We start from the raw sequence: 21,260 nt of genomic DNA, 5'->3' as shown, positions 1-21,260 counted from the left end.
GCTGTGGCGGGGATCGGCGGCGGGGAACGGCGCGATCCGAGTCGTATCGTGGCACAACGCGACCCGCCCGGACAGCGGTTCCGGCCGCCTCGCGCACGCGAATCGGCGCGCCGTCTGACGCGAGCGGTCGCGCTCGGGGGCCGTGATCCCGTAGAGTCGAGACATCTCCTGGGCGATCGCCCGAATTCCACGGCTGAGAAGTCGCACGACGACGAAGAGACTCAGCCCCTGATAGAGACCGCACCGACCGAGAGCATCGTCCTCGGTCGTCCGGTTCGAACGCCCGCCTCGCACGCGGGTACCGCCCTTCACAGGACGCCGCGGAAGCCGCGCCGTTCCTCGTTCGACCCCCGCTCCACCGGCTCGCCCGGTCCGCGGGACGTTCTCCCCCGCAGAGCCGCCCTCCCCCGGAGGCGCGAGCTCAGCCCCTAGACGACCCGGGCGACTCCGGCAGACGCGTGTTTCACCCGCGGAGGCCGAGTCGAGCGGGTACCGCACACTCGTGCGGACTCTGACGACGCCGGCCCCGGTCGGCGTCATTAACACATAAGGAAAAGAAATGCCTACTGGCACCGTTAAGTGGTTCAACTCCGAAAAGGGCTTCGGCTTCATCGCTCCCGACGACGGAGGCGCCGACGTGTTCGCGCACTTCTCCGCCATCGCGAAGCAGGGCTACCGCGAGCTCGTCGAGAACCAGCACGTCGAGTACGACGTCGAGCAGGGCCGCAAGGGCCCGCAGGCCGCGAACATCCGCGGCGTCGGCGAGTAATCTCCGACTTCCGACGCCCCGTCGACCAGGATCCCCGGATCCGGTCGGCGGGGCGTCCGTCGTTGACGGGGTGATCCCGCCCCCGGCCGGCGGAGGCGAGAGCCGTGTCACCCCTCCGGGCCGCAGGATCGGTATCCTCTCCGTGGCGGCTCCCGAGCTCACGGAGCCCGCGACGCCGTCCGGGACTCCGGCGCGTCGGCACGACTTCACGGCGGAGACAATGGGACGACTGATCTACGGACCGCAATCACTCGAGATCGACTTCGAGGACCGGCTCCTCGCGCACCTCAAGGTCGCGATGTTCACCAAGATGCGGCGGAACGAGTCGTTCAGCCTCTCCTGGAGCGAGCCGGAGTCGTCCGGCTACGGCCGCAGCTCCGTCTGGGTGCACCCGACGACTCCGCTGCACTTCCGGTTCCACGGCAGCAAGCGGCCGTCGCTCAACCGCCTGTGGATCGAGCAGTTCATCGCGAGCGCGAACAACACCGGCGAGATGACCGTGGTGCCGGAGCCGGCCGAGGGCTCCTGACCCGCGACGCTCCTCAGACCACGAGCGGCCGGGCCGTGTGCACGAGCTCCTCGTGCGGCAGGGCCCGGAGGCGCTCCGCGATCTCGGCACGGGCGCCCGCGTCGACCGACGCCCGGGCGTGCTCCTGCGGCCGCAGTGGCGTGAGGGTGACCAGGTCGGCGTGACCGGTCGCCAGGTCGAGCCGCTCGGGCAGGCCGGGGCTGCGCAGGCCCAGGAGGACGCCGACGGTGCCCTGCTCGTCGGTCCAGGCGGGCGGCGCCGCGACGTTCGCGAGCCGCGCCGTGTCGAGGGAGCTGCGGCAGCACACCCCCTGCAGGGCGGCCCGTCGGGCGGCCTCGTACAGCAGGCGGAAGTGCCAGTGGTTCCAGAGCTCGGCGGTGGGGACGCCGCGGACGGCGGACGTCTCGAGGCACAGCTCGAGGCCGAGACCGGTCCCGGGATGCGCGAGCCGGTCGAAGGGATCGCTCAGCCCGTCGGTAGCGAGCACCACGGAGGCGCCGCGGTCGACGCGCAGGAACGCACGGTGATCGGTGGGCCAGCGCGCGCCGCCGCGGACGCCCGGGTCCTCGGTCGAGACGACGACGGTGCGATCCAGCGCACCCACTCCGCGCCAGGCGTCGGCCCGGTCCTCCGCCACCGCCTCGGCCAGCGCCCGCCTCTCGTCCTCGGTCCATCGGACCTCACGAGTGCGGTTCAGGAACAACGACATGGGACTCCCCGTCCGCGCGACCGGCGTGCCACGCTCCCGGAACGCTACGGCGCCCACCCCTGATCCTCCTCCGAGCAACCGGAACGCCAGCTGTGTTTGTTGCGCGGCGGTCCCCGCCCGCCGCGGCGCGGTCAGCTCCCAGGAGTGGCCGGGCAGGTGGAGCGGGTCGCGACCGGCTACGCCGAAACGCTGGAACGCGTTTCGACGGTTCGCCTCCGGCGGTGTTCACTCCCGCAACGGTCCCCGCCCGCCGCGGCGCGGTCGGCTCCCGCAAACGGCCGGGCAGGTGGAGCGTGTCGCGACCGGCCACGCCGAAACGCTGGAACGCGTTTCGACGGTTCGCCTCCGGCGGTGGTCGCTCCCGCGGCGGTCCCCGCCCGCCGCGGCGCGGTCGGCTCCCGCAGACGGCCGGGCAGGTGGAGCGTGTCGCGACCGGCTACGCCGAAACGCTGGAACGCATTTCGACGGTTCGCCTCGACGCGGCGCGCCGCCGTGGCCGTGGATGGAGGAGTCGATGGCCCGCGCGACCGGACGTCCACCGCCGCTGGGGTCCGCGAGGCGAACCGGCGGAACGCGTGTCAGCGTTCCGTCGTAGCTGGACGCAGGACGCTCCACCCGCCCGGCCATCCCGGGTAGCCGACTGCGCCGCGGCGGGCGGGGACCGCCGCGGAAGAAGGCTCACCCCAGCGGGTTGATGCCGTTGGTGCGCCAGCGCTCGTCGGCGAGCTGGCCGGGGGTGCCGGCGCTCGCGTTCTCGCCCAGGGGCTCGCCGCCCTCGATCGCGTCGGCGCCGAGCGCGGTGCCGGCTCCCTCGGCGGTGCTGCCGGGGGGAAGCAGGCCCTCCTCGACCTCGCGGGGGCCGACCTCGTCCTCGGGGGCGTTCTCGGAGCCGCTCTCGCTCATCGGGTCGTAGCCGTGGTCCGGGTCGCGGCTCTCGTCGGCCGTCGTGTTCTCCTCGACCTCGGCGTCGGCGGGACGGACGTCGTCGGCCTTCTCCGCATCGGTGGAGGGGGTGGCCTCGAAGCCTGCGAACTCGGGGCTGTCGTCTGCGCTCATGGCCGCCACGGTAGCACCGGGCCCGCGGGCACCGGTGGGGGTTCCGCCGGGCTCCCGCGACGCCTCCGCTCAGCGGCCACGCCCTAGGCTCGGGGGGCTGGCACGGACGACGGGAGCGACATGCGACGACTCGGGTACGACAGGTTCGGCGGGCCCGATCTGCTCTCGTGGCGGGAAGCGCCGGTGCCCATGCCGGGTCGCGGCGAGGTCCTGGTGCGCACGCGCGCGGCGAGCATCAACGCGACCGACGAGAAGATCCTGTCCGGCTCCGCGCGGATCATGGCCGTCGGCCGCTCCCGTCCCTACGGGTTCGGCCTCGACATCGCCGGCACCGTCGAGGCGCTCGGCCCGGGGTCGCACTCGGTCGCGATCGGCGACCGCGTGGTGGGGATGACCCGCGACGGCGACGCCTTCGCCGACGCGTCCATCGCGCGCAGCCGCTCGCTCGTCCCGATGCCCGACTCCCTCGGCTTCGTCGAGGCCGTCACGCTCGCGATGTCGGGCGGCACCGCGGTGGGCCTGGTGGACGCACTGCACGTGCGTGCCGGCGAGCGCGTCCTCGTCAGCGGCGGCTCGGGAGCCATCGGCGATCCGACGATCCAGCTGCTGGTGCGGGCGGGCTGCACGGTCGCGGCCACCGGCTCGGCCGCCTCCGCCGACCTGCTCCGCTCGCTCGGCGCCGAGCCGCACGACTACCGCGCGCTCGACCTCGGGGTGCTGGGCGGCCGATTCGACGTGGTCGTCGACGTCTCCGGCCACCTGCCGGTCGACGACGCGGCGATCCTCCTGGCCGAGGGCGGGCGCATCGCGACGCTGGTGCCGAGCGGTCCGGCGCTGGTCTCGCAGGCGTCGGGCCTCGTCCGCCGCGACCGCCCGCGGGTGCGCAACATGATCGTGGTGGCGACGGCGGAGCGGATCGGGCGCGCGGTCTCGCTCGCCGCCTCCGGCGAGCTGCGGCCCCGGCCGGGCGCCGTGCATCCGCTGGGCGACGTCGTCGACGTGCTGTCGCGCCGAGCGACCGGCGCCGACCGCACGATCGGCAAGATCGTCTTCACCGCCGACGACTCGGCTCCGCTGAGCTGACCACCGTCTCCTCCTCCTCGGCCGGTCGGCCGAGCGAGAGCGTGGCCAGGAAGCCGACGGCGAGGAACCCGGCGGCCGCGAAGGCGGCGTAGCGGGTGCCGTCCGAGAACGCCTCGCCCGCCGCCCGGGCCGCGTCGGCGGTGTCCGGTGAGGCGGCCAGCCCGGCGATCGCGGCGCCGGAGGAGTCGACCACCGCGTCGACGGTGCTCGCGACCTGCTCCGCGGGGAGGCCCTGCTGCTCGAGGGAGGTCGCGAGGACCCCCGCGGTCGAGGTGTAGAGGATCGTGCCGAGCACGGCGATGCCGAGGGCGGAGCCGATCTGCCGCGCGGTCGACTGCGTGCCCGAGCCCTGCCCGCTGAGCTCGACGGGCACGTCCCGGAGCACGACCCCGGTCAGCTGCGCCGTCGCGAGGCCGACGCCGAAGCCGTAGACGGCGAGGAACGGGACGAGGGCCCACCACGGGGTGGAGTCGGAGACGACCAGGCCGATGCCCGCGACGCCGACGATCTCGGCCGCGAGACCCACCCGCACGATCAGCACCGGCGCGACCCTGTTGCCGAAGGCGCCGGCGAAGCCCGAGGCGACGAAGGAGCCGAGCGCGAGCGCGAGGAGCACCAGGCCGGTCTGCACGGCCGTGTAGCCGAGGACGCTCTGGAGCCAGATCGGCAGCGCCAGGATGATCCCGAACTCGCCGAGCGAGACGATCATCGCGGCGAGGTTGCCGTTGCGGAACGAGGCGAGGCGGAAGAGCCCGATCGCGAGCATCGCCGAGCGCCCGGCGCGCTCGCGGGCCCGCGCCCAGAGGACGAAGGCGACCCCGGCGAGCACCGCGACGGCGAACGCGATCGGGACCGGCGAGAGGCCGAGCGGCCAGCTCCAGCCGCCGACGCTCAGGCGCTCGTCGACGCCCCACCAGCCGAGGGTGCGCCCCTCGATCAGGGCGAACACCAGGGAGGCGGAGGCGATGATCGAGAGCGCGGCGCCGACGAAGTCGACCCGCCGCCCGTCGGGCTGCCGCGACTCGTCGACGAACAGCAGCGCTCCGACCACGATGATCACGCCGAGCGGGATGTTGATGCCGAACGCCCAGCGCCACGAGAAGTCGGTGGTGAGCCAGCCGCCGAGCAGCGGGCCGACCGCGGTCATGCCGCCGATGGTCGAGCCCCAGACGGCGAAGGCGATGGCGCGCTCGCGCCCGCGGAAGGTGGCGTTGATCAGCGAGAGGGTCGTCGGCAGCACCATCGCTCCTCCGACGCCCTGAACGACCCGGGAGAGGATCAGCAGGTCGCCGGTCGGAGCGAGGGCCGCCGCGACGGAGGAGAGCGCGAAGAGCGAGACGCCGACGATCAGCATGCGGCGCCGGCCCCAGCGGTCGGCGAGGGTGCCGAAGACGAGCAGGAGCGCGGCGAACACGAGCGTGTACGACTCCTGCACCCACTGCACCTGGGTCGAGGTGATCCCGAGATCGGCGACGATCGACGGGATGGCGACGTTGACGATGGTCGAGTCGACGATGATCGTCGCCACTCCGAGGCTGATGACGACCAGCCCGATCCACTTGCGGTTGCGCACGACGCTCTCCTCCGACGATTTAGTAAGCCAGCTGACTATATGCCCGCGGAAGGCGCGGTGTCGAAGGGAGGGCCTGGAAGATTAGCGGGAGGCGGGCGCGGCGACAAGGGCGCGAAGCTCCCGGAGCCGCCCGGTCAGGATGGACGCATGCCCGCATCCCCCCGTTCCTTCCCGTATCCCCTCGGCGTCTCCCTCCGCGGCGACGCCGGCGCCAACGTCGCCGTCTACTCCGAGACCGCGGACAGCGTCGAGGTCTGCCTCTTCGACGAGTCCGGAGCAGAGACCCGCGTCGCCCTCACCGAGCGGACCGGCCACGTCTTCCACGGCCTCGTCCCCGAGATGGGCATCGGCACCCGCTACGGACTGCGCGTCGACGGCCCCTGGGACCCCGCTAACGGCCTCCGCCACAACGCCGCCAAGCTCCTCCTCGACCCGCACGCCACCGCGATCGAGGGCTCGTACACCTGGTCCGAGGACGTCTTCGGCCAGTTCTACGAGGACGCCGACTCCCGCAATGACGCCGACTCCGCGCACGCGGTCCCCCGCTGCGTCGTCACCGACCCCGACTCCTTCGACTGGAGCGGCGACACCGCGCCGCGCATCCCGCTCGAGGAGACCGTCGTCTACGAGGTGCACGTGAAGGGCTTCACGAAGCTGCACCCCGACGTGCCCGAGGACATCCGCGGCACCTACCGCGGCCTCGCGCACCCCGCCGCGATCAAGCACTTCACCGACCTGGGCGTGACCTCGGTCGAGCTGCTCCCCGTGCACCAGTTCGTGCAGGACTCGCACCTCGAGGAGAAGGGCCTGCGCAACTACTGGGGCTACAACTCCCTCGGCTTCTTCGCGCCGCACAACGAGTACTCGCACGCCGGGGACGACGGCTCGCAGGTCGACGAGTTCAAGGCCATGGTCAAGGCGTTCCACGAGGCCGGCCTCGAGGTCATCCTCGACGTGGTCTACAACCACACCGCCGAGGGCAACGACAAGGGCCCCACCCTCTCGTTCAAGGGCATCGACAACGGCTCCTACTACCGACTGGTGGAGGAGGACCGCGCGAACTACTTCGACACCACCGGCACCGGCAACAGCCTCAACGTCGCGCACCCGGCCGCGCTCGGCCTGATCATGGACTCGCTGCGCTACTGGGTGACCGAGATGCACATCGACGGCTTCCGCTTCGACCTCGCCACCACCCTCACCCGCCAGACCGGCGAGGCCGAGGTGCACAGCGCCTTCCTCGACCTGATCGCGCAGGACCCGGTGCTCGCGCCCGTCAAGATGATCGCCGAGCCGTGGGACACCGCCGGCTACCAGGTCGGCGGCTTCCCCGCGGACTGGTCGGAGTGGAACGGGAAGTTCCGCGACGACGTGCGCGACTTCTGGAACGGCGCCGACTCGGTGCTCGGCACGACCGCGCAGCGCGTCCTCGGCTCCCCCGACGTGTACGAGGCCGACCGCCGCTCGCCGGTCTCCAGCATCAACTTCGTCACCGCGCACGACGGCTTCACCCTCGCCGACCTCACCGCGTACTCGCGCAAGCACAACGCGGCCAACGGCGAGGACAACAACGACGGCGAGAGCGACAACCGCTCCTCCAACAACGGCGCCGAGGGCCCGACCGAGAACGAGGCGGTCAACGAGCGCCGCGACCGCATGCGCCGCAACTTCCTCGCGACGCTGCTGCTCTCGGCCGGCGTGCCGATGATCCTGGGCGGCGACGAGATCGCCCGCACGCAGGGCGGCAACAACAACGCCTACTGCCAGGACGACGAGATCTCGTGGTTCGACTGGGAGAACGCGGACCGCGAGCTGCTCGCCTTCACCCGCGAGCTGATCGCCCTCCGCGCCGCGGAGCCGGCGCTGCGCCCGAAGTGGTTCCGCCGCGCGCCCGGCGACGGCGGCCCCGACACGGTCGACATCCTCCGCTCCGACGCGCAGGGCTTCGCCGACGAGGACTGGGACAACCCCGACGCCCGCTCGATCACGTTCGTGTTCGAGCACGAGGGCAGCGCGAGCTTCGCCCTGCTGCTGAACGCGGCGGAGAACGGCGTCGAGTTCACCGTTCCCGAGGCGCCCGGCGCCGAGTGGACGCTGGCCGCCTCGAGCGACCCGGAGCAGGTCGTCGAGGGCGAGGTCACCACGCTGATCGTCCGCGACGGCTCGTTCACGCTGCTGCGCTCGGCCTCCTGATGACCGGCCGGACCCCGCGGCTCCTCCGCTTCGGCGGGCGCATCGCGGGGTTCGGCACGTCCTCGGGCACGAGGATCGTGCTGGGCCTCTGGGAGGACACCCCCTTCGGCCCGTTCGCCGACGCGATGGTCGAGGACGGCGACGGCCACCGCCTCCTGATCGCACCGACCCGTGAGGTCGCGGACTTCATCGGGTCGACGTACGCGTTCGACGAGGTGCGGATCGCGCCGGTGTCGTGGCGGAGGATCGCGGGCGGCCTGTCCGTCGCGGCCGGACCGCTCGCGGTGCGACTGGAGCTCGGCGGTCTCACTCCGCTCGGCCGGCTGCTGCGGATCGTTCCACGACCGCTCGCCGAGCACCCGGCATGGCTGACCGCGATCTCGCCGGTCGCCTCCCTGCTCGTCCGCGGAGTGAGCACGGCCGGGTCGGCAGGGCACGGACGCCGCGAGTACTACGGCGTGCGGGCGATCCGCCGCGTCGAGGGGGTCCACGCGGTGCTGGCGGAGGAGGACCTCGGCCCGCTGCGACCGCTCTCGCCGCCCGTGCGGTTCGGCTTCTCGTCGGCGCCCGCCGCCCCGGCGATCGTCGACGTCACCACCACCATCGCGCTCCCGCGCGACGGGACCACCGCGCTCCGGCGCGACCGAGAGAGAGGAGCCGCCTCGTGAAGAAGGGCGACAAGATCAGCTGGAACACCTCGCAGGGCGAGACCCATGGCGAGCTGGTCGAGAAGAAGACGAAGGAGTTCCAGTTCGAGGGGCAGAAGTTCAACGCCTCGGACGACGAGCCCTACTGGATCGTGCAGAGCGACAAGACCGACGCGAAGGCCGCGCACAAGGAGTCGTCGCTGACGAAGAAGTGAGCGGGCGCACGCCGAGCGGCTGCGGGCCGGGCTCCGGATCGACTCCGGGGCCCGGCCCGCGCCCGTCTCACGCGATGCGGATGAGCTTCTTGTTCACGAACTCCTCGAGGGCGGGGCGGCCCATCTCGCGGCCGGTGCCCGAGCGCTTCACACCGCCGAAGGGCAGCTCGGCCGCGTCGCCGAGGACGAGGTTGATCCAGACCATGCCCGTGTCGATCCGGTCCGCCAGGCGCAGCGCCTGCTCCTGGTCGGTCGTGTAGAGGTAGGAGCCGAGGCCGTAGGGGGTGTCGTTCGCGAGGGCGATCGCCTCGTCCTCGTCGCGGACGCGGTAGAGCGCGGCGACGGGGCCGAAGAACTCCTCGCGGTAGGCGTCCATCTCGGGCGTGACGCCCTCGAGCACGGCGGGCGGGAAGAAGTTGCCGGTCACCTCGCCGCTGGCGCGGACGGTGGCCCCCTGCTCCCGCGCGGCCGCCAGCTGCGCCTCGAGTCGCTCCGTCGCGGCGGAGGAGGAGAGCGGGCCGAGGAGGGTGCCCTCCGCGAACGGATCGGCCGGCTGGGCGCGGGTGAACGCCTCCGTGAACTTCTCGGCGAACGCGTCGTACAGCTCGTCGATCACGATGAAGCGCTTCGCGGCGTTGCAGGACTGGCCGTTGTTGTCCAGGCGCGCGGCGACCGCGTCCTCGACCGCCTTGTCGAGGTCGTCGGTCGACAGGAGCACGAACGGGTCGGAGCCGCCGAGCTCGAGCACGACCTTCTTCAGGTGCCGGCCCGCGAGCTCCGCGACGGCCGCGCCGGCTCGCTCGGAACCGGTGACGGAGACGCCCTGGACCCGGGGGTCGGCGATGACGGTCGCGGCCTGCTCGTTCGTGGCGTAGAGGTTCACGTAGACGCCGGCGGGCGCACCCAGCTCCTCGGCCGCGGTGCGGAACATGTCGGCGATGGCGGCGGCCGACTCCGGGCACTGCGGCGCGTGCTTGAGCAGGATCGTGTTGCCCGCGACCACGTTCGGGCCGGCGAAGCGGGCCACCTGGTAGTAGGGGAAGTTCCACGGCATGATGCCCAGCAGCACGCCCAGCCCGGCACGGCGGATCAGCGCGGAGCCGGTGCCCTCGGCGAGCTCGATCGGCTCGTCGGCCAGGAAGGCCTCGCCGTTCTCGGCGTAGTAGCGGTAGATGTCGGCGGCGAAGCCGACCTCGCCCTGCGCCTGGTCGAGCGGCTTGCCCATCTCGCGGACGATGATCGCCGCGAGCTCGTCGGCGCGCTCGACGTGCAGCTCTGCCACCCGGGCGATCAGCGCCGCGCGGGTCGCGACGGGCACGGTCCGCGACCACGAGGAGTACGCGTCCTGCGCCGAGCCGATCGCCGCGGTCAGCTCGGCGTCGCCGAGTGTCGGGTACTCGCGGAGGGTCTCGCCCGTGGCCGGGTCGATCACGGCGTAGTGGGTGCTCATGCGGGCTGTGCTCCTTCGCTGCGGGGGGCCGGTGCGGTCGCGCCGTCCTCGTCGATGATCTCCTGTGCCAGGCGCCTGCCGACGCGGATGGCGCCGTCGACGTGCTGGTAGCCCTCGGCGGCGAGGTCGCTCGTGCCGAAGCGGAGCGGACCCACCGGCTCCAGCTGCAGCGCGCCGTACCGGGTCAGCCCGCCCAGGTCGAAGCTCGCGGCGTACGCGCCCTGCGTCCACTCCTCGGACGCCCAGTCGCTCTCGTAGTAGACGACCGGATCGAGTGCGGCCGGGCCGAAGTAGGCGGCGAGCGAGTCGAGGATCGCGGCCTTCCGCTCCGCCTCGTCGAGCGCGAGCACGCGGTCGGCCTTCTCGTCCGAGACGAAGCCGACCAGGGTGCCGCGCTCCTCCCCGTGGTTCGAGTTGTCGTAGGCCTCGTGCACGAGCGAGTGCGGGCTGAACGCGGTGCCGGAGAGGCCGTCGGCGCGCCAGAAGGGCGTGGCGTACGTGGCGTGCACCTTGATCACGAGGCCGAGCGACTGGTGCTGCAGGGCCTGCTGCCGCAGGCGCGGGAGCGGCGGGTCGAACGAGATGCGGCCGACGAGGTTCGGCGGCACGGCGACGATCGCGCGGCGGGCGCGGAGGACGGCGCCGTCGGCGCGCACCTCGACCCCGTCGTCGCCGTGGCGGACGGAGCGGACCGGGTGCCCGAGCAGGACGCGCTCGGCGCCGAGGCGCTCGGCGAGCCGCTCCGGGACCTGCTGGAGGCCGCCGATCACGCGCTTGTCGAGGATGAAGTCGGCGTCGACCAGGTTGCTGAAGCTCCCCGCGCTCGCGGCCATGAGGAGCGCCTGGAGGAGGGAGAAGGCGTGCGCCGGCTTGGTGAGCATGGCGTCGGCGAGGAAGAGGGCGATGTTGGCCCGTGCCTCCTCGTCGTCGCTCTGCTGCTCCAGCCAGGCGGCGAAGGTGACGCGGTCGTAGTCGCGGGCGAGCGGATGCGTCCACGGCGCCGCCGGGTCCGTCTCGGCGACGAGGCGGTCGAGCACCTCGATCAGGCGGGAGATCTCGGACTCGGTGCGCTCGCTCCCCGGGAAGATGTCGCCGGTGAAGCGGCGAGCGGAGCCGTCGGCACCGATGTAGACGCTCTCGCCCTCGCGGTAGCGGGAGTAGGTGCCGAGGCCGAGCTCGTCGAGGGTCTCGAGGAGCGCCGTCTGGTCCGGCGAGACCCACTGGCCGCCGAGCTCGAGGAGCTGCCCGTCGACCACGCGGGTCTCGAGCCGACCGCCCACCCGCTCGCGCGCCTCGACGACGACGACGTCGAGGCCGTGCTGCTGCAGCCGGAGCGCCGCGGTGAGTCCGGTGGCACCGGCTCCGATCACGACGACGTCGTGCTCGCTGGGGGACATGACTTCTCTTTCCGTCGGTGATCGCGGGAGTGGACGCGCGAATACGGACGATCCTGTCACAGAAGCGGAGGAGAACGTCAGTGAGTGCGCCCGATGGAGGGTGGACTCGAAGCGCACTCCACCGAACTACATAGGCGTGCTATATTGTTTCTCGTGCCCGATCCCAGTGCCCCCGTGCGTCTCGCCTCCGCCGCCACCGCCCTCACGCGGTTCGCGGGCCGGGCGAGCGGCGCGACCGGGCTCGGCGCGCAGTCCGGAGCCGTCTGGTCGACGCTCGCCGAGCTGCGCACCGCCTCCCCCTCCCGCCTCGGCGAGCTCGCCGAGCGGGTCCGCGTCACCCAGCCGACGATGACCGGCATCATCGCCCGGCTCGACGAGGCCGGCTGGATCCGCCGCGTCCACGACGCCGGCGACGGCCGCGCCTGGCTGATCGAGGGCACTCCCGCCGGCTTCGACGCCCTCGCCGAGCACCGGCTCCGCCTCGAAGCCGCCCTGGCCCCGCTGTTCGAGGACCTCGACGAGGACGACCGCCTCGCCCTCGGGCGCGCCGCGACCCTCGTCGAGGCCCGCGTCGCCCGCATCGCCGGCACCCCCGTCCCCTCCTCCCCCGAGAAAGGCTCCACGCCGTGACCACCTCCCCCCACTCGCCCGCCCAGGGCTCGATCCTGAAGCAGCCGCTGGCCGTCTGGGCCGTCGCCTTCGCCGCGGTGATCGCCTTCATGGGGATCGGCCTGGTCGACCCGATCCTCCCGTCCATCGCCGAGAGCCTGCAGGCGACTCCGACCGAGACCTCGCTGCTCTTCACGAGCTACCTCGTCATCACCGGCGTCGTGATGTTCTTCACCAGCTGGCTCTCCAGCCGCATCGGCGCCAAGAAGACCCTCATGATCGGCCTGGTGCTGATCGTGGTGTTCGCCGCGCTCGCCGGCACGGCGGGCAGTGTCGAGGGCGTCATCGGCTTCCGCGCGGGCTGGGGCTTCGGCAACGCACTGTTCATCTCGACCGCACTGTCGACCATCGTCGGCGCGGCGAGCGGAGGCTCCTCCGCGGCGATCGTGCTCTACGAGGCCGCTCTGGGCATCGGCATCGCCGTCGGCCCGCTGCTCGGCGGGCTCCTCGGCAGCGTCTCGTGGCGCGGTCCGTTCTTCGGCACCGCCGTGCTGATGGCCGTCGGCTTCATCGCCATCGCGACGCTCCTACGGGAGGACGGCCCGAAGCCCGCTCCGACTCCGCTCTCGGCGCCCTTCGCGGCCCTCAAGGTCCCGGCCATCCGCACGCTGGCGGGCGCCGCCCTGTTCTACAACATCGGCTTCTTCGTGCTGCTCGCCTACACGCCCTACCCGCTCGGGCTGGACGAGATGGGCCTCGGCTTCACGTTCTTCGGCTGGGGCCTGGGCGTGGCGATCACCTCCGTGTTCGTCGCTCCGCTGCTCACCAGGCGCCTCCCGCGCACCGTCGTGCTGCGCTCGGTGCTGCTGCTGCTCGCGCTCGACCTGATCGCCGGCGGCCTCGTGATCTCATCGCGCGTCGGCCTGATCGTCTGCATCATCGTCGGCGGCCTGCTGCTCGGAGTCGTCAACACGGTGCTCACCGAGTGCGTGATGGAGGCGACCGACCTGCCCCGCTCCGTCGCCTCGTCCGCCTACTCCGGCGTCCGCTTCCTCGGCGGCGCGATCGCCCCGCCCGCCGCCTCCGCCCTGGCCGCCGCGATCTCGCCGGCCTTCCCGATGTACGCCGCGGCCGGAGCGGTCGCCGTCGCCGCGCTGATCGTGCTGCTGGGACGCCGCACCCTGGCCCGCGCCGACGCCCACGAGCCCGAGCCCGAGCTCGTCGAGGCGCAGGCGATCACGCTCGGCGAGTGACGCGCCCGCACACGCGCGCACCAGCTCGTTGAGGGGTCGCGAACGGTCGTCATCCGAGCGGGATGGCGGCCGTTCGTGACGCCTGGACGCGGTCGAGCGGGAGGGGCGCAGGATCCGACCTGTGGAGAACCGGTTCACGAGGATCGGGAGGCGGGACAGTGGCCGGATGCACGATCCCTCGCCGCTTCCGATCGGACTCCGCGGCCGCGCCTTCACCGTCGCTGACGCTCGCGCGAGCGGACTGAGCCGCGGGCGGCTCCGCAGCTCCGACCTCCACCGGCCCTTCCACGGGGTCCGCACCGCCGACCCCGACCCCGACCTGCGCCTGCGCGCGCAGGCGCTCCTCGCGCTGGTCGGTCCGCAGGCTCTCCTGAGCCACGTGACGGCGGCGCGGCTCTGGCCGCTCGACCTCCCGCCCGCCGCTGCGGACGAGCCGGTGCACGTCAGCGTCCGCCGGCCGGGACGCGCTCCCCGGCACCGGAACGTCGTCGGCCACGCCCTCGCCGATCCCGACGTCCGCCGCGTCCTGCGCCGCGGACTGCCCCTCACCGATCCGGCCTCGCTCTTCTGCCATCTCTCCGCGCTCCTCGAGCCGGACGACCTCGTCGCGGTGGGCGACGCGCTGGTGCGCACGCCGGTCGTCGGCGATCCGGCCGATCGACGGCCCTGGGTGCCTCTGCCCGACCTGCGGGAGCGCGTGTCGGCCTTCCGCGGTCGGGGCTCGGTGCGACTCCGCGCCGCACTCGCTCTGGTGCGCGACGGGGCGGACTCGCGGCAGGAGTCGCGGTTCCGGCTCGCCTCGCTCCGGGCGGGGCTCCCGGAGCCGGTGCTGCAGGAGCCGCTGTTCGACTCCGACGGGGTCTTCGTCGGGCGGCCGGACGGCTGGTACCCCGCGGAGCGGGTCGCGTGGGAGTACGAGGGCGACGATCACCGCACCAGCAACCGGCGCTTCGCGCGCGACCTCGGCCGCTACGACGACCTCGCCTCGATCGGCGTCCGCGTCGTCCGCATCGTCGGCGCCGAGTTCGTCCCCCACCCCGAGCGCTCCGTCGAGCGCCTGCGACGAGCACTCGCCGAACGGTCCCCGCATCGACGACCGCCGAGGGGTCGCGAACGGTCGTCATCCGGGCAGGGTGACGGCCGTTCGTGACGCCTCACGGGAGGGCGCGCGCTCAGGAGTCAGGGCGCGACCTCGAAGAGGCGCGGGCGCAGCGCGGACGTGCGCGGGTCGGCGGCGCAGGCGGCGAGCGCCGCCGCGAGGACGCCGCGGGCCGGGTGCGGCTCGCGGACGTACACGTCGACGCCGGCGGGCGTGAACGGCGTCCGGGCGAAGCGGGTGAGCGCCCAGCCCGCCTCGTCGTCGGCGGCCACGAACGACCAGCGGCTGCGGGCGAGGAGGGTCAGCGGCTCGACGCCGCGCCAGCGGAAGCCGGACGGATCGTGCGGGTCGGGGGTGTCGATGCCGACCACGTAGTGCGAGCGCGTGCGGCCGCGCCAGCTGACGACGTCGCCGATCCCGCCGGTCGGGAGCGGCGCGTACGTGATCGCCACCCCCGACCGCGAGCGCCAGAGCGGCAGCGAGGAGCCCCGGACGAACCAGGTGCCGCTCGCGAGCGCCCGGGCGTCGATCATCGGAGAGCGTGCTTGATGTTGGTGCGGGCCAGCGCGACGGCCTCGCCCGCTCCTCCGTTCATCACGATCTTCGAGACCGCCAGCGCGAAGCCCTTCACCTGCGCGCCCGTGATCGTGGGCGGGAGCGAGAGGGCGAGCGGATCCGTCACCACGTCGACGAGGACCGGGCCGCCGTCGGCGAGCGCCGAGCGGAGGGCGTCCTCCACGTCGCGCGGGTCCTCGACGCGGATGCCACGGATGCCGATCGCCTCCGCCACCTTCGCGTAGTCGACCATCGGCACGTCGACGGCGAAGTCCGGGAAGCCGTCGACCAGCATCTCGACCTTCACCAGCCCGAGCGTGGAGTTGTTGAACACGACGATCGTCACGGGCAGCCGGTAGGCGGCGACCGTGACCAGCTCGCCCATCAGCATCGAGAGCCCGCCGTCGCCGCTCAGCGAGACGACCTGGCGCCCCGGGTGCGAGAGCTGCGCGCCGACCGCCTGCGGCAGCGCGTTCGCCATCGAGCCGTGCATGTACGAGCCGAGCAGGCGCCGCTTCCCGTTGGGGGTGATGTAGCGGGCCTGCCAGACGTTGCCCATGCCGGTGTCGGCGGTGACGATCGCGTCCTCGGAGAGCAGGCCGTCGAGCGTGGACGCGACGAGCTCGGGGTGGATCGGGCTGCGCGTCCCGACCTCGGTGTACTTCCCGACGACTCCGGTGACCAGCTTCTCGTGCTTCTTCAGCGTCTTGTCGAGGAAGCGGTGGTCCTTCCGCTGCACGAGCGGGGTCAGCGCGGTGAGGGTCGCCGCCACGTCGCCGTGGACGGGGTGCGCGACGCTGACGCGGCGCCCGAGCTTCGAGGCGTCGCTGTCGACCTGAGCGATCACGACCTTCGAGGCGTCGGGGAGGAACTGCTCGTAGGGGAAGTCGGTGCCGAGGAGGAGGAGCAGGTCGGCGTCGTGCATGCCGGCGTGAGCCGCTCCGTAGCCGAGGAGGCCCGTCATGCCGACGTCGTAGGGGTTGTCGTACTGGATCCACTCCTTGCCGCGCAGGCTGTGCCCGACGGGCGCGCCCACCAGCTCGGCGAAGGCGACGACCTCGTCGTGCGCGTTCTGCACTCCGGCGCCCGCGAAGATCGCGACGGTCCGCGCCTGGTCGATCGCGGCCGCGAGGGCGCGGACGTCGGCGTCGGCGGGGACCAGGACGGGCGTCGACGGCAGCACGAACGCGGGGAAGCCGTCCACCGCCTCCAGCTCGGCGATGTCGCCGGGGAGGGTGACCACGGCGACTCCGCGGAGGGCGACCGCGCTGCGCATCGCGGCGTTGACGACCCGCGGGGCCTGGGCGGCGGTCGAGATCAGCTCACGGTAGTTCGAGCACTCGACGAAGAGCCTGTCCGGGTGCGTCTCCTGGAAGTAGGACGAGCCGATCTCGTTGCTGGGGATGTGGCTCGCGATGGCGAGCACCGGGGCGGAGGAGCGGTGCGCGTCGTAGAGGCCGTTGATGAGGTGCAGGTTGCCGGGGCCGCAGCTGCCGGCGCAGACGGCGAGGCGCCCGGTGAGCTGCGCCTCCGCGCCGGCGGCGAAGGCGGCCGCCTCCTCGTTGCGCACGTGGATCCAGTCGATGCCTCCCTTCTCGGAGCCGCCGCTGCGGCGCACCGCGTCGACGATCGGATTCAACGAGTCGCCGACGATCCCGTAGATGCGGGAGACGCCGGCGTCGATGAGCTGAGCGATGAGCTGGTCTGCGACCGTCTTCTGAGCCATGACCCCATTCGACCGGACCGGGCTGAGCGTCCGCTACTCCGGAAAGTGGAGATCCGGATCGGGTGCATCCCCCTCGGGACGGACGCCCTGCACCCCTAGCCTGGGAGCCGTCACAGGAACACCTCCGTACCGCTGATCTCGGGAGTCGCCATGAACCGCCGCAGAACCGCCCTCGTCCTGGCCGCCGGCGCGGCCCTCACCCTCGGCCTGACCGGCTGCTCGGGCCTGAACGGCCTGATGGGAGGCGAGACCCGCGACGACGAGACCGGGGAGATCACCGAGGGCGGGACGACCGACGTCTTCCAGCTGCGCGTGGGCGACTGCCTGAACGGCGAGCTCAGCGAGGAGGCGACCGAGGTCACCGACGTGCCGACCGTGCCCTGCACCGACCCGCACGTCTACGAGGTGTTCCAGAACCTGACGATGGCCGACGCCGACGAGTACCCGGGCGAGTCGGTCGCGACGGAGCAGGCCGAGACCGACTGCGTCACGGCGTTCGAGTCGTTCACCGGGATCGGCTACCAGGACTCGGCGTACGACTTCAGCTACTACTACCCGACCGCCGAGAGCTGGGGCACGGGCGACCGCACGATCAACTGCATGATCACCGACCCGAACGGGCCGAGCACGGGCACGCTGGCGGGCGTCGCGGCCTGATCGCGATCCCCGCGCGCGGCGGTGCCGGTCCCGCCGAGCGCTCCGCGCGCGGCCGGGGTCAGTCGCGGTCGCGCGCGGGGAACAGGCGCAGCAGCAGGCCGGAGCCGATCCAGACCACGGCGATCCCCGCGACGAGCCAGGAGGCTCCGAGGCCGGACGCCGCTCCCGCCAGCACGGCGCCGACGGCCGCGGCGGCGGAGCGCAGCCCCGCGCCGATCGTGAACACCTGCGAGCGGACGGCGGCCGGGCTCTCCTGGTCGCGCAGCAGCAGCATCGCCGCGTTCGAGGGTGCCGTGAAGACGCCCGCGACCGCGAAGGCGGCGATCGCCACGACGACGCCCAGGTCGGGGACGGCGACCAGGAGGACGGCGCCGGTCGCGATGTAGGCGGCGCCCATGGTCCACGCCGGCGGACGGCGGGTCCAGCGGCGGGCCGCCACGGCGAGGGCGCCGAGCAGGCCGCCCACGGCGAAGGCGGTCAGGATCCACGCGGCGGCGTCGGTGCTGCCCAGCCGCTCCACCGAGAGGCTGATCGCCGCGACTCCCGCCGCTCCGCCCGCGACCTGGCTGAGGGTGCCCGCCGAGGTGACCACCGCGATCGGACGGTGCCGCACGAGGTGGGTGACGCCCGCGACGATCGTCCGCAGCACGCCGACGGTCGGCGCCGGACGGGCCTCCATGGCGAGGCCGAGCGACCCGACGACGCCGATGAGGGCGAGGACCGCCATGGCGAGCATCGCGGTCCGCGCTCCCCCGACTCCGACCGCGAGGCCCACGATCGCCGGCCCGCTGATCGAGGCGACCGTGTACGAGAGCGAGTCCTGCGCGTAGGCGCGGCGCGGCTCCGGGATGGCGCTCGTGACGAAGCTCGACATGCCGCCCATGTAGACGGGCGTCGCGAGCCCCGCGAGGAGCAGCAGCACCACGATGAGCGGCGTGGGCACCTCGCCGAGGAAGCCGGCGACCGCGAAGGCGACGGCGGTCGTGAGCGCGGCGCCGACCAGGAGCCGGCGGGGGCGGCGGACCCGGTCGAGCACCGTGCCGACGAGCGGCGCGGCGATCACGGCGGGGAAGAGCGCCGCTCCGGTCAGGGCGCCGCCGAGCGCGACGTCGCCGAGACGCTCGACGGCGAGGACGGGGAGGGCGACGACCATGCCGGCGCTGGCCAGGCGGAGGGGGATCGACGCGGCCTGGTAGCTGACCGCGCTCATGCGGGACCGGGGATCGACATCACCTCCGATGGTGCCACGGCTGCGGGGCGGGGTCGTTCGGAGAGGCAGGCCACCGGCCTCTGAGCGGCCTGCGGCGGCGCGCCCTAGGCGATCGGCGTCCGCGCCGCGAGCTCGGCCGCCGCCGCGACGCCCAGGCGCCAGGGCGCGCCGTGGCCGGGCAGGAGTGTCCGCGCCCCGGTCCCGGCGAGGACCCGCAGCGAGTCGAGGGACTGCGCCGTGTCGGCGGTCGCGGCGCGCGCGACCAGGTGCGGGCCGGTGCGCGCGGAGTAGGGGTCGAGCGTGACCAGGGCGTCTCCGCCGATCACGGCGTCGCGCTCGGGCAGGTGCAGCGAGACGTGCCCGTCGGTGTGCCCCGGAGTCGCGAGCACGCGGGGCGATCCGGGCACGTCGAGCACCGCTCCGGCGGTCAGCGGCAGGGTCCCGTGCACGGGCGGCACCGAGAGCGCGCCCGCACGGGCCATCGCTCCGAGCACCGGGATCGCGGAGGGGTGCAGCAGCGGGTACACGAACGGCGTGCGCTGGCGGCGGTAGGAGTAGGGCTGCGCGGCGAGCGGCTCGTCGGCCGCGTGCAGGTGCACGGGGACGCCCCGCCGGACGAGGCTGCGGGCGACGCCGAGGTGGTCGAAGTGCGCGTGGGTCAGCACGAGGGCGTCGATGTCGCCGAGCGAGCGGCCGAGCACCTCCAGCGCGCGGATCAGGTGCGGCCACGTCCTCGGGAGCCCGGCGTCGACGACGGTCAGCCGACCCGCCTCCTCGATCAGGTAGAGGTTCGTCCAGGCGTGCTCGAGCCGGTGCACCCCGGGCGCGACGTCCCGGTGCAGGCTCGCGCCGCCCCCTCGCCGCTGCTGCCGGCCCTGCTGCTCGCGCTGCTGCTGGTCCATCGTGCTCCCGCCCCTCCGGGCCCGCGCCCGATCGCGACGACGCTACGAGTGTCTGCGACGGATCGGACAGGGCGTTGACGGCGGGGGTCCGCGTCGTGCAGGGCTCAGCGGCGCCGCCCGCGGAGGGCGAGCTGCACCGCGGCGAGCAGGAGGAGGACCGCGAAGAGGATCCCGGACACGCGCGCCGGCAGGAGGAAGGAGAGCGCCACTCCGGCGAAGGAGAACGCCGTGGCGGTGAGCCCGACCACGAGGCCCGCCCGCACGTCGAGCAGGCCGCGCCGGGCGTTCGCGATCGAGCCGGTGACCGCCGTCGGGATCATCGCGGCGAGCGAGGTGCCCTTGGCCAGGAGGTCCGCGAGCCCGAAGGCGCCGACCAGGACCGGCACGGCGATCGCTCCGCCGCCGATGCCGAAGAGGCCGGAGGCGACGCCCATCCCGATGCCGAGCCCGGCGAATCCGGGCCACACGCCCCAGCCCTCGGCGACGTCGCCGGTGTCGTTCGAGCCGAACACGGCCATCCGCACCGCCGCGGCCACGAGCAGCGCCACGAACATCCAGCGCAGCACGCCGAGCGGCAGCCGCGCGAGCAGCCAGGATCCGGCCACCGCCCCGAGCATCGCCGCAGCCGCGATCACGGCCGCCGGGACCCAGGCGACCTGGCCGGCGAGAGCGTAGCCGAACGCTCCGGCGACCGAGGTCGGAGCGATCGCGAGCAGCGAGGTGGCGGAGGCGCGGCGCTGGTCCATCCCGGCCCAGGCGATCAGCATCGGCACCATCACGATCCCGCCGCCGACGCCGAACGCGCCCGACAGGGTCCCGCCGACCGCGCCGATCAGGGCCAGGACGAGCAGGGCGCGCGGGCCCATGCGCGCGGCCGTCCGATCGGGGAGGGGCGCCTGCGGGGCGGTCGCGTCGGTCACGGCTCCATGCCACCACAGCACCGGGCCGAGGGCGAATCGACGGGCGTCGACCGCGTTCCTGAGAGGACCGGCCCGGCCCGGCCCGCCTCTCTGGCAGTTGCCTGGGCGGGCCGGATCCGACCGTGACGTTCGGCGTCGACGGAGCGTCCTACCTGCATACCCCGCCTGATCGAGCGATCGGGCCCCGAGCGAAAGAGGAGACCATGGCCGAGACCACCGCGACCACCACCCGTCAGACCAGCACCGGATCCGGACGCACCGTGATCGAGGACGGCGTCATCGCCAAGGTCGCCGGCATCGCCGCGCGCGAGGTCCCGGGCGTCCACGCCCTCGGCGGAGGAGCGGCCCGAGCGATCGGCGCCATCCGCAACGCGATCGGCAACGACGACCGCGGCCAGGGCGTCAAGGTCGAGGTCGGCGAGCGCCAGGTCGCCGCCGACATCACCATCGTCGCCGAGTACCCCGCGCCGCTGCAGAAGGTCGCCGAGGACGTGCGCTCCGCCGTCGCCGATGCCATCCAGCACATCGCCGGCATGGAGGTCGCCGAGATCAACGTGACCGTCCAGGACGTCCACATCCCCGAGGACGACACCCAGGAGTCCGACCCGCGCGTCGTCTGACCCGTTCCCCCCGCACCGACGCCCCGGGCCGAACGGCGCCGGGGCGTCGGCGTGTCGGCGACCCTGCGCCGACCCCCCGGCGCCGTTC

General features: G+C 73.3%; 21 protein-coding genes. 11 read left to right on the top strand and 10 right to left on the bottom strand.

The window, feature by feature from the left end:
* Positions 1–559: 559 nt before the first annotated feature.
* Positions 560–769: a cold-shock protein gene (locus tag C5C49_RS16040; protein ID WP_055786246.1), complete on the top strand. Its 210-nt coding sequence runs from the start codon at positions 560–562 to the stop codon at positions 767–769.
* A 220-nt stretch (positions 770–989) separates the two neighbouring features.
* A complete protein-coding gene (locus tag C5C49_RS16035; RefSeq protein WP_104226101.1) occupies positions 990–1,298 on the top strand; it encodes a hypothetical protein in 309 nt (102 codons plus the stop codon).
* Positions 1,299–1,311: 13 nt separating this feature from the next.
* Here the strand turns inward: C5C49_RS16035 and C5C49_RS16030 are convergent, their stop codons facing one another.
* Positions 1,312–2,007: a hypothetical protein gene (locus C5C49_RS16030; protein ID WP_104238971.1), complete on the bottom strand. Its 696-nt coding sequence runs from the start codon at positions 2,005–2,007 to the stop codon at positions 1,312–1,314.
* Between the two features lie 678 nt (positions 2,008–2,685).
* Positions 2,686–3,063 carry a hypothetical protein gene (locus C5C49_RS16025; protein WP_146084908.1) on the bottom strand — a complete coding sequence of 126 codons (378 nt, stop codon included), beginning with the start codon at positions 3,061–3,063 and terminating at the stop codon, positions 2,686–2,688.
* Between the two features lie 120 nt (positions 3,064–3,183).
* On the opposite strand from C5C49_RS16025, the gene C5C49_RS16020 reads away from it, so the two are divergent.
* Positions 3,184–4,146 carry an NADP-dependent oxidoreductase gene (locus tag C5C49_RS16020; protein WP_104346572.1) on the top strand — a complete coding sequence of 321 codons (963 nt, stop codon included), beginning with the start codon at positions 3,184–3,186 and terminating at the stop codon, positions 4,144–4,146.
* Here the strand turns inward: C5C49_RS16020 and C5C49_RS16015 are convergent.
* Positions 4,115–5,719: a DHA2 family efflux MFS transporter permease subunit gene (locus C5C49_RS16015; RefSeq protein WP_104346571.1), complete on the bottom strand. Its 1,605-nt coding sequence runs from the start codon at positions 5,717–5,719 to the stop codon at positions 4,115–4,117. The two genes, C5C49_RS16020 and C5C49_RS16015, sit on opposite strands and share 32 nt — an antisense overlap.
* Positions 5,720–5,866: 147 nt before the next feature.
* Between C5C49_RS16015 and glgX the strand changes: the two genes are divergently transcribed.
* Genes glgX through C5C49_RS16000 form a run of 3 tightly spaced genes read left to right on the top strand, consistent with a single transcriptional unit; the run spans position 5,867 to position 8,774 of the window.
* Positions 5,867–7,912, top strand: coding sequence for a glycogen debranching protein GlgX (gene glgX, locus C5C49_RS16010; protein ID WP_104346570.1), 2,046 nt, complete (start codon positions 5,867–5,869; stop codon positions 7,910–7,912).
* Positions 7,912–8,580 carry a hypothetical protein gene (locus tag C5C49_RS16005; RefSeq protein WP_104262783.1) on the top strand — a complete coding sequence of 223 codons (669 nt, stop codon included), beginning with the start codon at positions 7,912–7,914 and terminating at the stop codon, positions 8,578–8,580. The genes glgX and C5C49_RS16005 overlap by 1 nt, the downstream gene beginning before the upstream one ends.
* Entirely contained in the window at positions 8,577–8,774 is a 198-nt protein-coding gene (locus C5C49_RS16000; RefSeq protein ID WP_056866275.1) for a DUF2945 domain-containing protein, read from the top strand. The genes C5C49_RS16005 and C5C49_RS16000 overlap by 4 nt, the downstream gene beginning before the upstream one ends.
* A 67-nt stretch (positions 8,775–8,841) precedes the next feature.
* Here the strand turns inward: C5C49_RS16000 and C5C49_RS15995 are convergent, their stop codons facing one another.
* Both C5C49_RS15995 and C5C49_RS15990 read right to left on the bottom strand, forming a co-directional pair.
* Positions 8,842–10,224 (bottom strand): NAD-dependent succinate-semialdehyde dehydrogenase, encoded by a 1,383-nt coding sequence (locus C5C49_RS15995; protein WP_104346569.1) that lies wholly within the window; start codon positions 10,222–10,224, stop codon positions 8,842–8,844.
* A complete protein-coding gene (locus C5C49_RS15990; RefSeq protein ID WP_104346568.1) occupies positions 10,221–11,621 on the bottom strand; it encodes an NAD(P)/FAD-dependent oxidoreductase in 1,401 nt (466 codons plus the stop codon). Before C5C49_RS15990 ends, C5C49_RS15995 begins: the two co-directional genes overlap by 4 nt.
* 153 nt (positions 11,622–11,774) lie before the next feature.
* Here C5C49_RS15990 and C5C49_RS15985 point away from each other — a divergent pair, with 153 nt between their 5' ends.
* The 3 genes from C5C49_RS15985 (at position 11,775) to C5C49_RS15975 (ending at position 14,633) form a co-directional block, all read left to right on the top strand.
* Positions 11,775–12,251: a MarR family winged helix-turn-helix transcriptional regulator gene (locus C5C49_RS15985; protein ID WP_181135793.1), complete on the top strand. Its 477-nt coding sequence runs from the start codon at positions 11,775–11,777 to the stop codon at positions 12,249–12,251.
* The gene (locus tag C5C49_RS15980; RefSeq protein WP_104346566.1) at positions 12,248–13,483 is read left to right on the top strand and encodes an MFS transporter; all 1,236 of its coding nucleotides are present in this window, start codon (positions 12,248–12,250) and stop codon (positions 13,481–13,483) included. The genes C5C49_RS15985 and C5C49_RS15980 overlap by 4 nt, the downstream gene beginning before the upstream one ends.
* A 166-nt stretch (positions 13,484–13,649) precedes the next feature.
* Positions 13,650–14,633 (top strand): hypothetical protein, encoded by a 984-nt coding sequence (locus C5C49_RS15975; RefSeq protein WP_104346565.1) that lies wholly within the window; start codon positions 13,650–13,652, stop codon positions 14,631–14,633.
* 29 nt (positions 14,634–14,662) lie between these two features.
* Here C5C49_RS15975 and C5C49_RS15970 read toward each other — a convergent pair whose 3' ends face one another.
* A complete protein-coding gene (locus C5C49_RS15970) occupies positions 14,663–15,115 on the bottom strand; it encodes a hypothetical protein (protein ID WP_104226090.1) in 453 nt (150 codons plus the stop codon).
* A complete protein-coding gene (locus C5C49_RS15965) occupies positions 15,112–16,863 on the bottom strand; it encodes a pyruvate dehydrogenase (RefSeq protein WP_104346564.1) in 1,752 nt (583 codons plus the stop codon). Before C5C49_RS15965 ends, C5C49_RS15970 begins: the two co-directional genes overlap by 4 nt.
* A 150-nt stretch (positions 16,864–17,013) precedes the next feature.
* Between C5C49_RS15965 and C5C49_RS15960 the strand changes: the two genes are divergently transcribed.
* Positions 17,014–17,520, top strand: coding sequence for a septum formation family protein (locus tag C5C49_RS15960; protein ID WP_104246962.1), 507 nt, complete (start codon positions 17,014–17,016; stop codon positions 17,518–17,520).
* Positions 17,521–17,578: 58 nt separating this feature from the next.
* Here the strand turns inward: C5C49_RS15960 and C5C49_RS15955 are convergent, their stop codons facing one another.
* The 3 genes from C5C49_RS15955 to C5C49_RS15945 all read right to left on the bottom strand — a co-directional run bounded on the left by C5C49_RS15955 (position 17,579) and on the right by C5C49_RS15945 (position 20,552).
* The gene (locus C5C49_RS15955; protein ID WP_104346563.1) at positions 17,579–18,730 is read right to left on the bottom strand and encodes an MFS transporter; all 1,152 of its coding nucleotides are present in this window, start codon (positions 18,728–18,730) and stop codon (positions 17,579–17,581) included.
* 104 nt (positions 18,731–18,834) lie between these two features.
* A complete protein-coding gene (locus C5C49_RS15950) occupies positions 18,835–19,632 on the bottom strand; it encodes an MBL fold metallo-hydrolase (protein WP_104346562.1) in 798 nt (265 codons plus the stop codon).
* A 104-nt stretch (positions 19,633–19,736) separates the two neighbouring features.
* Positions 19,737–20,552 (bottom strand): sulfite exporter TauE/SafE family protein, encoded by an 816-nt coding sequence (locus C5C49_RS15945; protein ID WP_104346561.1) that lies wholly within the window; start codon positions 20,550–20,552, stop codon positions 19,737–19,739.
* A 203-nt stretch (positions 20,553–20,755) separates the two neighbouring features.
* Here C5C49_RS15945 and C5C49_RS15940 point away from each other — a divergent pair, with 203 nt between their 5' ends.
* A complete protein-coding gene (locus C5C49_RS15940; protein WP_104283097.1) occupies positions 20,756–21,172 on the top strand; it encodes an Asp23/Gls24 family envelope stress response protein in 417 nt (138 codons plus the stop codon).
* Positions 21,173–21,260 lie beyond the last annotated feature (88 nt).

This window comes from Rathayibacter sp. AY1E2 (genome assembly GCF_002932325.1).
Lineage (GTDB): Bacteria > Actinomycetota > Actinomycetes > Actinomycetales > Microbacteriaceae > Rathayibacter.
This window is presented reverse-complemented; position numbering and strand designations above follow the sequence as displayed.